The organism is Paraburkholderia terrae, from assembly GCF_002902925.1.
Lineage (GTDB): Bacteria > Pseudomonadota > Gammaproteobacteria > Burkholderiales > Burkholderiaceae > Paraburkholderia > Paraburkholderia terrae.
Map to the genome: position 1 here is coordinate 2,504,581 of NZ_CP026112.1, position 12,174 is coordinate 2,516,754.

At 61.9% G+C, this 12,174-nt stretch carries 8 protein-coding genes; 1 reads left to right on the forward strand and 7 read right to left on the reverse strand.

The annotated features are described in order from the left end of the window. Nucleotides 1–29: 29 nt before the first annotated feature. The 6 genes from C2L65_RS27510 to C2L65_RS27535 form a co-directional block, all read right to left on the reverse strand. Nucleotides 30–1,403, reverse strand: coding sequence for a beta-barrel domain-containing protein (locus C2L65_RS27510; RefSeq protein ID WP_042315246.1), 1,374 nt, complete (start codon nt 1,401–1,403; stop codon nt 30–32). Further along, nucleotides 1,381–3,966: an FHA domain-containing protein gene (locus C2L65_RS27515; RefSeq protein WP_042315234.1), complete on the reverse strand. Its 2,586-nt coding sequence runs from the start codon at nt 3,964–3,966 to the stop codon at nt 1,381–1,383. The genes C2L65_RS27510 and C2L65_RS27515 overlap by 23 nt, the downstream gene beginning before the upstream one ends. A gap of 263 nt (nt 3,967–4,229) precedes the next feature. After that, nucleotides 4,230–5,660 (reverse strand): efflux transporter outer membrane subunit, encoded by a 1,431-nt coding sequence (locus tag C2L65_RS27520; protein WP_042315236.1) that lies wholly within the window; start codon nt 5,658–5,660, stop codon nt 4,230–4,232. 263 nt (nt 5,661–5,923) lie between these two features. After that, nucleotides 5,924–6,187 carry a hypothetical protein gene (locus C2L65_RS27525; RefSeq protein WP_042315237.1) on the reverse strand — a complete coding sequence of 88 codons (264 nt, stop codon included), beginning with the start codon at nt 6,185–6,187 and terminating at the stop codon, nt 5,924–5,926. 293 nt (nt 6,188–6,480) lie between these two features. Further along, the gene (locus tag C2L65_RS27530; protein ID WP_007581354.1) at nt 6,481–6,918 is read right to left on the reverse strand and encodes a DUF4399 domain-containing protein; all 438 of its coding nucleotides are present in this window, start codon (nt 6,916–6,918) and stop codon (nt 6,481–6,483) included. A gap of 68 nt (nt 6,919–6,986) precedes the next feature. Continuing rightward, complete coding sequence (locus C2L65_RS27535) at nt 6,987–7,412, reverse strand: DUF4399 domain-containing protein (RefSeq protein WP_007733396.1); 426 nt, start codon at nt 7,410–7,412, stop codon at nt 6,987–6,989. A 249-nt stretch (nt 7,413–7,661) separates the two neighbouring features. Here C2L65_RS27535 and C2L65_RS27540 point away from each other — a divergent pair, with 249 nt between their 5' ends. Beyond that, entirely contained in the window at nt 7,662–9,584 is a 1,923-nt protein-coding gene (locus C2L65_RS27540; protein ID WP_439650478.1) for an SUMF1/EgtB/PvdO family nonheme iron enzyme, read from the forward strand. Nucleotides 9,585–9,611: 27 nt separating this feature from the next. Here the strand turns inward: C2L65_RS27540 and C2L65_RS27545 are convergent, their stop codons facing one another. Continuing rightward, nucleotides 9,612–11,720, reverse strand: a complete 2,109-nt coding sequence (locus C2L65_RS27545) for a serine/threonine protein kinase (RefSeq protein WP_042315240.1) — start codon at nt 11,718–11,720, stop codon at nt 9,612–9,614. Nucleotides 11,721–12,174 lie beyond the last annotated feature (454 nt).

Below are 12,174 nucleotides of genomic sequence, written 5' to 3' on the forward strand. Positions count from 1 at the left end.
CGCTTGCGTTGCAGTGAGTTCTTTTGAAGCTATCCGGCCAGTTGCCTGAACGGGTCCAGCCCAAGATCGATCAACCGCCGCTCGCGCACGACGATTTCGGCGCTCGCCGTCATGCCGTATCGCAGCGGATAGCGGTTTTCCGCGATCTGGTAATAATTCCTGTCGAGCTGGACGCGGCCTTCGTAGACAGGCTGCTTGTCCTGCGCCGATGGCTTGGTTGCCGGCGAGATGTACGCGAGCGTGCCGTTGATCAGCCCATACCGCTGATACGGAAACGCGTTGAATTTCATCTTGACGGCCATGCCTTCGTGTAGAAACGCGCGGTCGCGCTCGGCGATCTCGATCTTCAGCACGGGGCGCGCGTCCTTCGGCGCGATGCCGCCGAGCGGCGCATTCGCCTGGATCTTGTCGCCCGTTTGCGTCGACGTCACGTCGGTAATCACACCCGAAGTCGGCGCGAGTATCAGCAGAAAGTTGTCCTTGTCGATGTTCTCGAAGCGGATGCGCGCAGCCGCGTCGGCGACGAGGCGTGCCGTCTGCAATTGCAGGCGCAGTTTCTCTTCAGTGCTGGTGATGTCGCGGATCAGATCGTCGTATTCAAGCTGCAGCTTCGTCGACTGCTGGCCACTCGTTTCGAGTTGCGCGTTGGCCTCCGCGTATTCGTGACTCAGCTTGAAGTCGAGTTCGGCGAGCCGCGATTGCGCGACACGGTACGCATTTTCCGCTTCCAGCGCGGTGTTGCGCTTCGCTTCCACCTGCAACTCGGCGACGCCGCCGCCACCTGGCTGCGCGAACAGACGCGCGTATTTGTCCGCTTCCTGGCGCGACGCATCGCGCGCGCGGCGTGCATTGTCGAGCGTGCTGCGCGCTTCTTCGAGTTGCGCTTTCTGGCCTTCCGCAAGCTTGCTCGTGCCTTCCGAAATACGGTTCTCGTGCAGACGCTCTTCCACTTCGAGCTGATCCTTGAGCGCGGTCGCCTTGCGCTCCATCAATTCCTTCTTCTGCGGAAACTCTTTCCATTCGCGCTCGGCGTCGTCGAGCTTCAGCTGCGCCTGCAGCGCGTTGGTTGCCGCTTCGATTGCGCCGCGTGCATTGAGCCGCGCGAGCACATCGCCCTTCGATACGGGTTGCCCTTCGGCGATATAGAGATCAGTGAGTTCGCCGTCGATCGGCGCATAAATGCGCCGCACGTCCGATTCCGGCGCGAGCGTGCCTTGCGCCGTGACGATCACGTCAGCGCGTCCGAAGAACGACCACATCAGGCCCGAGACAACGAGCGCGACCAGGGTCAGCACGAGCGCCTGCGCGATGCGCACGGGTTCCGCCGTGAGAATCGCAACGCCTTCGGCGCTGTGATCTTCGAGCGCTTTGTAAAGCGGCTCAGGGTGATTGTCGCGCTTCACTTTCGTCACTGCCTCCAATCAACGCAAGCTTCGATTTCAGCAAGCCGGGTTCGAGCACCATCCGCAATTCCTGCAGCGAGCGGCGTTGCAATTGCGTTTCCGCTTCGATGTCTTCGAGCAACTGATCCGAGCCTGCCGGATGCGGCGCCTTCAGTTGCGTATAAACGCGCATGCCCTGTTGCGCCGCCGTATTGGCGCCCGCCAGCAGAAGCGCCTGACTGCGAAAGCCCCCCGAGATGCCGGATTCCAGGCGCTGTGTGCCGCCGATCGAGCCATTCGCACGATACTGCCGCCACAATCCCTGTGCGCGATCTATCTGATCTTGCGCGCGCGCCAGCGCCTTGTCGCGCAGCGCATTGACGTCGCCCTGAACGGCGCGCACGAAGTACACGTCTTCGACGGGATCGAGACTGGCGTAAAACGACAGCAGTTTGTCGTCGCGATCTCCCGCACCACGGCTTTTCTGCACGTCGGCGAACTGGTCGAGCAGCGACTTCTTGTGCGCGAACTCCGCTGCGATCACATCGGACCACGGGCCAGCGGGTATCGCCTGCAAGCCGGCCAGCGCCTGCTGGCTGTCGCCGCTTTGCCATGCGGTGCTCGCCGCGTCATGCTTCGCCACGACTTCCGCAGAAGGCAGACGGCTCGCGCTCAGTTGCGCGTACTGCGACTTGAATGGCGGCGTCCTGAAGTTCGCCTTTTTCATCAATGCGAGCAGCGGAACGAGGTGCCGCGCCGTCATTTCGTTGAAGATGTCCGTGTACTGGCGCAAGTCGCCACGCAGAGCATCCAGCCCGGCGAGCCGTGGATAGCGTTGCGCGTAATCGTCGAGCACGGCGGGCAGCGCATCGGGCTTGTCGCGTCCCAGTTCCGTCGCCACGGTCGAGTTAAGCCGGTCGATCGCCGCGAGGTACACGGAGTCGTCGCTTTGCAGCTTGCGCAGATGGCTCATCGCGAGCGCATAAGGCTCGGTGAATTCAGGCACGTACGACGCAATTCGGTCCAGAATCCGCTGATGCCCCTTTGCATCGTCTTGCCAACGCTTGAGCAGATTGTCGATACGCCCTTCGTCGCTATAGATGCGAATCGGCGCATCCGGGCCGCCCCGGCCGACGACAAAACGTTCAAGATCTCCAACCCAGTTCAACTGATTGATCAGCGCGAGCGCATCGGGATTGTTCTGGCTCGTCGCGCGCATGCCTTCGATCAACGCCGCGGCACGATCGAACTGTTTCACCTGCAACGCCGCCAGCCAGCCAGGCACACGCGCTTTCATCAGCGCCTCACTCGCAAGCGCGCGGATCGGGTCGCTCGCAGGGTGACGCTGCAAAGACGACGTGCCGACTTCCGCCGCCGCTTCGTATTCTCCCGCCGCAAGCAGGCTCTTGATATCGCGCTCCGCCGCGCCGCGCAGGTACAGCGTGACGGCCAGTCCCGCAACGACCACCAGCACCACCAGTCCGCCCCATCCGACACGCCGCATCGTCGTGCGGTCGCCGGCCGCGAAGGTGCGCGTCAGTTCGCGCAGCAACAGTTGCCAGCGTCGGCGCGGACGGCGTGTCTGGGCTTCCGTCCCTTCGTCCGGCGTCAAGGGCGGCGCGTTTTCATTCACCTCGTCTTCGCGCTGCAATGCGCGATCGACGCAGAAGATGTCGAGAAACGAATGCGCCGCGCCGACAAACGTGGTCTTGTCGGGATCTTCCGCGGGCATCGCCGCCACGGGCGCAGCTGCCGCAGGCGCAGCTGCCGCGGGTGAAGCAGCCGCGGGCGCAGCCGCTGCGGGAACGCCCAGCGCGGCGGCGGGCGGTACCATCTGGGTCACGGTAGGCTCGATTTCGAACGACTTTTGCAGCGCTACCTGATAGACGAAATGATCGCCGCCGAATCCAACGACATCGCCGTTTTGCAATGCGACAGCCGATTCGCCGAGACGCTTGTAATTAAGGAACGTGCCGTTCGTGCTGCCGAGATCTTCGATCCACGGTTCGCCGCCCTTCATGAAGATATGAGCGTGGCGCCGCGAGATGTAGTTGACCTGATGCGGATAGCGGTCCTTGTAGCGCGAGAACAGTTCGTCCGTCTTGCTGACGAGAAACGGAAACGCAATGAGGTCGATGGGTTCGAGCCCCAGATCCGCGCGCTCCGGCTTCAGCGTGACAGTCAGATGCTGCACGCCGCGCGCGGATGCCGAACTGAATGGACGCGGCTCGATTGCGACGCGATACGTCAGATCACCGCCGAAGCACAGCTCATCGCCGGCACGCACACGCGACGGCGTCATCCGTACGGCAACGCCGTTGACGGTCGTGCCGTTCTTGCTGTCGAGATCCGCCACATACACCGCACCATGCTCAGTAAAGATGCGCGCGTGACGCCGCGAAAGTCTGATGACCCGATCACGCGGATAGTCGGCAAACGGCGCCTCGCTGCGGCCGATCGCAAACAGATCGTCGACGATCCGAATGGGGCCAAGAGAAGGATGCGAGACAGGCAGCAACAGGACGTCGAACTCCTTGTCCAGAGCCGCCCGCATCTCAGCAATCGGAGCTTCGCCGGGATTCATCTCTTTGCATCACTAAGCGTGGACATGAACGGAGCGTTCGACAGACGCGGCGATTGAAGCATATTCGACGCAGCCGTCATGCTGACCGTATGAGCGGCTAATCAGGAATTTTAAGTCACGCATGGTGTTAGTCAATTATGGGTACGGCTAATGCGGTCTATATTCAGGCAACGGTTTTCACAGACTTCGTTTTAAGAACCGTGCCAGCTTTTCCTCTATTCGCCCGCGTCATGCACGCAGTACTGCCGCTTCATTTCTCGACCTCATTGCTTCACTTGTTTCTGCACGTCGACAGCCGGCCACCCGCCGCCGAGCGCCTTGTAAAGCAGTACCGTGTCGGACAGTATTTGCTGGTGATTCGTCAGCAGATCGAGTTGCGCCTGCAGCAGCGTGCGGTCCGTTTCGAATACGTCCAGTTGAGACACCACGCCTTCGCGCAATTGCGACTGCATTTGCACGTTGACGACGCTCAGACGTTCCACTTCCTGTTGCAATTCGACGCGCTGCTGCTTGTGCGAGTCCAGATTGACGAGTGCGTTTTCCACTTCCTCGAATGCGCCCATCACGGTTTGCCGGTACTGCTGCTCGGCGACGGTGGTTTGCGCCTCGGTGGTCTTGACGTGGGCACGCACGCCAGGATCGAGTAGCGGAATATTGATGCTCGGCATGAAGCCGAACGTGAACGACTTCAAAAGATCGGACAGCGCGAAGCTCGCGGTGCCGCCATGGCCCGTCAGGCTGATGGTCGGCAATTGCGCCAGCTTGGCTTCGCCGACCAGGTTATACGCTTCGAGCACGCGCAATTCCGATGCGACGAGATCGGGCCGGCGCGACAGCAGTTGCGACGGCAGCCCGCCCGGCACGGGCGGCTGTTGCACGCGCTGCTGCAGATGGCCGACGGGTACGGTGAATTCGCCGGCAGGCACGCCGATCAACGTGCATAGCGCATTGTTCGCAATTTTCCGCGAACGGCCCAGATCGAGCAGATCCTTCGTTAGACGATTGACCTCCGCCTGTTGACGCATCACCTGCGTCTTCGGAACGAGGCCATTGCGGCTCATGCCTTCGAAGATCGAGAGAATCTTCTTGTTCTCGTCGACCATTCTCTGTTGCGCGTCAATCTGATCGTCGAACTGGAGAATCTGGAAATACGTGGTCGCCACGTTCGACACGAGTTCCAGATAACCCGCGCGCCAGTCGGCTTCCGTCGCGTGGAACTCGGCCTTTTGCGCCTGTACGCCCTTTTCGACCTTGCCCCAGATGTCGATGTCCCAGTTCACCTGGGCAGCTACGTTGTACTGCCGCGTGAACGGCTGCCCCGTGGTTTTCTGGAAATTCGCGCCTGCGCCGAGATCGGCCGTCGGCAATGCACCCGCCTTCGCTTCGCCGATCTGCGCGCCCGCTACATCGATACGCGCGGCGAGCACCTTGATGTCGAAGTTGCCTTCGATCGCTTTCGCGATCAGCGTGTTCAGATACGGGTCCTGGAAGCCTTTCCACCAGTCGGGCACGATGGTGTCGGCGGGTGAAACGAGCGCGCCTGTCTTGTCGGACCATGACGCCTTGGCGGGCGTATCGGGGCGCTTGTAGTCGGCCATGTGAACGTCGACGCAACCGGCCAGCATGGCTGTGCAAACAGCAGCGGCAGAGATGACGCGAGCGACGGCGACAAACGAATCAGGCAACGCAGACACGATATTCTCCGATCATTTCCGGGTGTACTGCACGTGCAGAGCGCGCCTTTCAAGTAAAGCACGTCCAGCGCGGCATCTCTATCGATGTCGGCGGATTTCGTTCGGCGTGGAGTGCGTGCGGTGACGCGGCGGTCGTGTGGACAGGACGATTGGCTTCTGGATCTTTTTGACGATGCGTGGCGAAGCAAACTTCGCGACCAGCTTCGGGATTTTCCCGGAACCCGCGGAGGCCGGTCCAGACCTCCGCGGGCATCGCCATGTACTTAGCTCACGGAGACGTTGTTGTTGGCCAGCATCGTCGGCGTGATCGTCGTGGTCAGGCCCGACGCGAACGCGTTGCCGCCGCTCACGTTGCTGATGTTCATTTGCTGCTGGATCATTTGCTGCACATCGCCGATGCGCTTGCTGAAGTCGAGATTGATGGCCGGGAAGTTCGGATAGGCAGCGAAGCCGCCGTGGACGGCCTTCATAGCCTTGAAATCGAGTTCTTCGGCAACGGACAGGTCTTTGATCATCAGTGCGCTCATGACAGTTCTCCTAAGAGGGAAGCGAGGCTTCGCCAGGGTGTTTCGGTTCAGGTTCAAGCATCTTGTCTGCTCGGGCCTAACAACGCATGGGCTGTGCCAGTTGCACTGCCAGCGCCGCGAAAAACCTGCAAAACCTTGCTGCCATTGGGTGACGTGTCAGAGACTATTTGCGCATACGAATTCGATGCGCGTCGATCCCGCTCTCTAGTGCCGCTATGCGGCCAACATCCGACTCAAAACTGTTGGTTCGAAAAAGACAGCACTGAATACGAATGTTGAGCACATCCGTTCGCTCACTTCGCGATTACCGTGATCTTCTTCGAATAGACGGGGGGATTGTGCGGAATGTGGTTCTCGTCGCCCATCAGCAGTTGCAGCGTGTGCTTGCCGGGCGGCAAGGTGACCATGGTTTCCGTTTCGCCCGCGCCGAAATGCAGATGCTGGCGGTCGGAAGGAATCTCCTGATCCGCCGGCGGCAAGTCGGTGTCGATCAGCAGATGATGGTGGCCCGTGTTCGGATACTTCACGCCCTTGGGCGCGACACCCATGTAGCGCAAGCCGAACCACACGCGAAACGGCTTGTTGGCGGGCACGACCTGTCCGTCGTTCGGATAGCCGATGTACGCATAGGCATCCTTGGGCGCAGGCGTCGGCCCGGCGAATGCCACGTTCATCGAAGTGAGGGCGGTGAGGGCGGCAAGTGCCGCAGCGGCAACAACGATCCTGATCATGGCTGATGCTCTCCGTCTTGCGTCGTGCGTCTGGTGCGCCCTTGCGCCGGCGCAACGCTCGCGCGTGCTCACTTCACGATGATGGTGATCTTCTTCGAATAGACGGGCGGATTGTGCGGCACATGGTTGTAGTCGCCGAGCAGCAGTTGCAGCGTGTGCTTGCCGGGCGGCAGCTCAATGCGCGCGTCCGTTTCGCCTGCGCCAAAATGCAGGTGATTCCGGTCAGAGGGAATTTCCTGATCCATCGACGGCAGGTCCGTGTCGATCAGCAGATGGTGATGGCCTGTGTTCGGAACATTGACGCCTTTAGGGCAGACGCCCATGTTGCGCAAGCCCATTCGCACCCAGAGCTTGCCGCCTGTGATCACGGTGCCATCCGCCGGCCAGATGATGTAGACCTCGGCGCCAGGCGGCGCAGGCGTCGGTCCAGCGAACACCTGCGCGGAAGCCAGAAAGAGCGCGCCAATAGCCGCGAGCCTTATTCTTCTTTGCATTGCGCATTCTCCCAGGGAGGGTCAGTGCTGCTTGCTTCCGTTTTAGCTTAGGACGTAACTTGTTAAAAAGAAACGCCACGCTCGTTAACGTTCTGACGTTCTAACTGCGTGCTATCGTTTGTAAGGGTGGTCCAGGTAAATACGTTACGTGGGTATCGGGCGGCATGGCGGGCGGCGACTGTCCTGCTCGGGCCGGTTTGTCCGATGACGAGGTTCTATCAGAACTTCCAGAACAACCAGGATCTGAAAATGTGGCGAAAACTCCTGCTGGTATGCATGATCGGGGCACTCCAGATGCGAGAAGCCGACGCTCAACCGATGCCGCGCGGCGCGAGCGATGCCACTTCTCAAGCCGCCGGGAATAGTCTCTTTGCATTTCCCGCCGATGCGGCCGACCGCAAGGTCGCGCTCGTGATCGGTAACGCCAGCTATCCGGCCGGCGCGCTGCCGAATGCCGCGCGCGATGCGCAAAGCGTCGCCGGGTTGTTGCGCGCGCAAGGCTTCGATGTCGTCCTGCGCACCGATGCAACGGCGCCGCAGATGCGCGATGCGCTTGCCGAATTCGGCCGACGCCTGCAGCCTGGCGGCACGGCGCTTTTCTATTTCGCAGGGCATGGCCTGCAGGCGGGAGGCACCACGCTGCTCGCTTCCGCCGGTGCCGATCCGCGTGCGCCTGCTTCCTTGATGACAGCGAGCATCGATCTGTCGAACGTGCTCGACACGCTCGCGGCGCCGCGCAAGAACGCACTCAATCTCGTCGTGCTGGACGCATGCCTCACGCAACCGTTCCAGGCGACCCGTCTCGCGACGCCGTTGCCCCCGCAAACATTGATTGCCTATGCGACGACGCAAGGCGCGCAAGCCGCCGACGGCACCCGTCATGGCATTTTCACGGGCGCGTGGCTGCGCGAGATGCACCGCGCGCCCGATGCGTTCGTCGATTCGATGTTCGCTCATGTGGCGCGACAAGTCGCAGAAGAAACGCATGGCGCGCAAAGGCCGTGGCGCTTGTCGTCGTTGACGGAACCGGTGCGGCTTTTCGCTTCACGTCATGCATCGGAACATATTGAAGATGAGCCGAACGCAGTCGTCGCATTGAATAGCCGCGGCATTCTGCCGAAGGATAGCAACGAGCAATACGAGCTGACGTTCTGGGAATCGATCAAGGACAGCAATTACGCGAGCGATTACGAGGCATACCTGAAGGCGTATCCAAATGGCCGCTTTGCGACGCTCGCGAAGGCTCGGATCGACAGGATCAAGGCTTCCGGGCAGACAGCTCCGCCCGCCGCCACGCACGCAGCGCCGCCAGCAACGCCGTCGCGTCCTGCCGCCGCTGCCGCGCCTGCGCCACAACCTGCGCCTGCACCCGCGCCCACACCGGCGCCGAAAGCGGCCGCAACGCCTGCTCCCGCACCCGCACCTGCCCCCACGCCCGCGACAGCACGTGCCGCGACAGGCGGTGAGAGCAAGGACTGCGCGGCCTGCCCGGTGATGATTTCACTGCCCGCAGGCTCGTTCACGATGGGCAGCAATTTCGACCCGTCCGAAAAGCCGCCGCATCACGTGACCATTTCAGCGCCATTCGCTATCGGTAAATACGAGGTGACGGTCGAGCAATGGAACGCATGCGCCGACGTCAACGGATGCCCGAAGCTGTCGCCCGAAAACAATTCCGTGAAGAACGCACCCGCACGCGATCTCAGTTGGGACGATGCGCAGGCGTATGTGAAGTGGCTGAGCAAGGTCACGGGCAAAGCGTATCGACTGCCTACGGAAGCGGAATGGGAATATGCAGACCGCGCGGGCACCACGACGAAATACTGGTGGGGCGACCAGATGCGCAAAGGCATGGCGAACTGCAAGGACTGCGGCGATCCGTATCACAAGGAAGCGCCCGAGCCCGTCGGCACGTTTGCAGCAAACCCGAACGGCTTGTACGACATGAACGGCAGCGTCTGGGAATGGGTCAGCGACTGCTGGCATAACTCGTACCAGGGCGCGCCGAACGACGGACACGCTTGGGATTCACCCACCTGCAACACGCGCGTGATTCGCGGCGGCTCATGGCGGGAAGGCAACGACTACATGCTTAGCTCGACGCGCTTCAAGTACAGCCAAAGCGTGCGCCAGTCGCAAGACGGCTTTCGGGTGGTGAAAGAACTCAAGTGACCTGATATGCAGCAAAGCGCGCGCCCTTCAATGCGCGCGCGCCTTGCTCGTGATCTGCGCGAAGTCCGCGACGATACGGTCTTGCCCATATTTGGAGGCAAGCTGCTTGAGCCGCGTATCGAGCGCGCGCAAATAGTCCGTGCGCGACTCGCTTTCGGGCCGTGGCGTATCGAAGAGCGGCGCGGGCGTGATCAGCAGAACGACCAGTTCCTGACCGAACGGCTTCGAGACGACCCAGTCGCCGCCGCTGCCGATCGTCGCCGAATAATGGGCGGGCGCCTGGTTATCCTTCGCGCGCGGCCCCGGCACCATGTGTACGACGCTGCCGTCGAGCACGTAGTAGTCGATGTTCACATACGAGTCGAAGCCGGGCGTTCGCACGTCGACGACGAGAGGATCGCCTTCCGTCAACACGCCGTTCGGCATGCGCGCGGTCAGCGACGCAATATGCCCCGCCTGCCAGTTTCGCGTCCAGTATGAACCGAGTTCCTTCAGCACCTCGCATTTGTCGCTGCTCACGTGCTGCACGTCGACCTTGGTCGACGCCACGCCGGGCAATGTTGCAAGACGCTCGTTGACCTGCGCCTCGCCGTGTTGCGGCACGAATCCGCGCACCTGTACCGCGCGATCCTGAATCGAAGCGGCAAGCGCCGAGCACGGCAATGTCGCGAGCGCCGAGGTGACGGCGGCGAGCGTCGGCGGGGCCGGCGTGACGGGCGCTGGCGGTGCGGATGTAACGGCAGGCGGCGACGGGGTAACAGGTGTGATGGGCTGAACGGGCGAGGCGGCGCTGGCCTCGGATGCCGGGCTCACCTGTAGCGCCGCATTCTCCTGCTCCAGAGTCCGCGAAGCACGATAGAAGTACAGCGCGCCGCCTGCCGCGCAAGCGAGCGCGAGTCCCGCAACACCCGACTTCATCAGCATGCCGGTGCGATCGACATTGCGCCCTGACGACTTCGACGCCGACGCGCGTTCCTGCGCGCCGAATTCTTCGACGAAGCGCGACACCGTCGGCGTGCGCGACTTGCGGTCGAAGGCGAGCGTCGCACGCAACGCGCGCCATTGTCGGTTGCTCAGGTTCTCGGGCCGCTGCGGTTGCCGGTTCGACGCGCGCGCCTGCGTCGCCGACTGACGGTCGAACGGATGACGGCCCGTCAAAAGCTCGTAGGTGATGCAGCCTAGCGCGTAGATGTCGTCGCGCGGATCGGGTTCGAGATGCTCGAGCATTTCCGGGCTTGCATAGGCTGGCGTCAATGCGCCGAGGCTGCCGGGATCGAACACGGTTGCGTCGCTTTCTTCTTCGGGCCGCTGAAAGACGCGCGCGATACCGAAGTCGATCACCTTGACTTCACCCGTATCGGTCAGAAACACGTTGGCGGGTTTGAAGTCGCAATGCACGAAGCCGCGCTCATGCGCGTACGCCAGCGCGCTCGACATGCCGCGCACGATCGGCAACGCCGACTGCACCGGCATGCCCTTGAAATCCTGCGTACGCAAAATCTGGCTGAGCGGCTTGCCGGACAGGTATTCCATCGTCAGATAGACGATGGCGCCATCGCGGTCGAAATCGTAGACGGTGACGATATTGCGGTGCGCGAGTACCTGCGCCTTGCGCGCTTCGCGCTGCAACGCGATCAGCGACTTCGGGTTACCCCGGAACTGCGTGTTCAGCACCTTGATCGCGAGATACGGCTTTCGGTCCGACGCTTCGAGCTTGCGCATATCGAGCGCCTTGTAGACGGTGCCCATGCCGCCTACGCCAAGACACTCTTCGAGCACGAAGCGGTTGTTCAACGTGTCGCCCGTACCCTTCACCTGATCGAGTCCGGACGCAACTGCGTCGCTGCTACGCGCGGGCGGCGGAGGCGGTGGCGGCTCGGCCACCGTTTGCATGCGCGTTTCCTCGCCGCCCGCCGCGGCAAGGTTCGAAACGGGCATCTGTTCGATGCGGCGGCGCACTTCCGCGTAGAGGGCAGGAGGCAGCGGCTTCCTGATGTGCGCTTCGCCGAGTATTTCGAGCAGACGTGCCGAACCGACGCCTTCCGTTGTGAGCGTGCTGTCGAGTTGAGCGACGAACGCGTCCTGCGTGAGCGCGCCGCTCTGAAAGTCCCGAATCACGTGCGCAAGGCTAGCCATGTGTTCAAAGCGATGCAGCTCCCGATGGTCTGAGGATTTCCCTGTCGTAACCAATTACATGTGCTCGTTCGATAGTAGCCCGCACGTATGCCTTTCGCAAACCAGGATTGGCCCGCGACACGACGGGCGTCGTGTGGCTCCTGGCCGCGTTGTCCGGCCCAACAGCGTCTCGCCGTCCACCCCATTTGGCGCGAAGCCCTGTACATGAAGGCCTCAGCGTCTTTTTTTCCCCCGCGCCTACATGATCAAGCTCGACTTCGACAACAGCAAGACGGTCGATGCCCGGCAGCTTGTAAAGCAAACCTGAACATCAGCAACGTGAGCAACGACAACAACGCGTTCGTTTCGAATCTGCCGACCACGCCGTTGTTCAGCGTCTCGACGCGTCGTCGGGCCTGGCGTCAAGGTGCCGAACCTCCGCACAGCGTCCGCAATGCTCGCCAGCGCACACCGC

Bases quoted from the DNA above. Each gene is read 5' to 3' on its own strand.
- C2L65_RS27515 (WP_042315234.1), bottom strand. From the start codon at position 3,966: ATGAATCCCGGCGAAGCTCCGATTGCTGAGATGCGGGCGGCTCTGGAC.
- C2L65_RS27525 (WP_042315237.1), bottom strand. From the start codon at position 6,187: ATGAGCGCACTGATGATCAAAGACCTGTCCGTTGCCGAAGAACTCGAT.
- C2L65_RS27530 (WP_007581354.1), bottom strand. From the start codon at position 6,918: ATGATCAGGATCGTTGTTGCCGCTGCGGCACTTGCCGCCCTCACCGCC.
- C2L65_RS27535 (WP_007733396.1), bottom strand. From the start codon at position 7,412: ATGCAAAGAAGAATAAGGCTCGCGGCTATTGGCGCGCTCTTTCTGGCT.
- C2L65_RS27540 (WP_439650478.1), top strand. From the start codon at position 7,662: ATGTGGCGAAAACTCCTGCTGGTATGCATGATCGGGGCACTCCAGATG.
- C2L65_RS27545 (WP_042315240.1), bottom strand. From the start codon at position 11,720: ATGGCTAGCCTTGCGCACGTGATTCGGGACTTTCAGAGCGGCGCGCTC.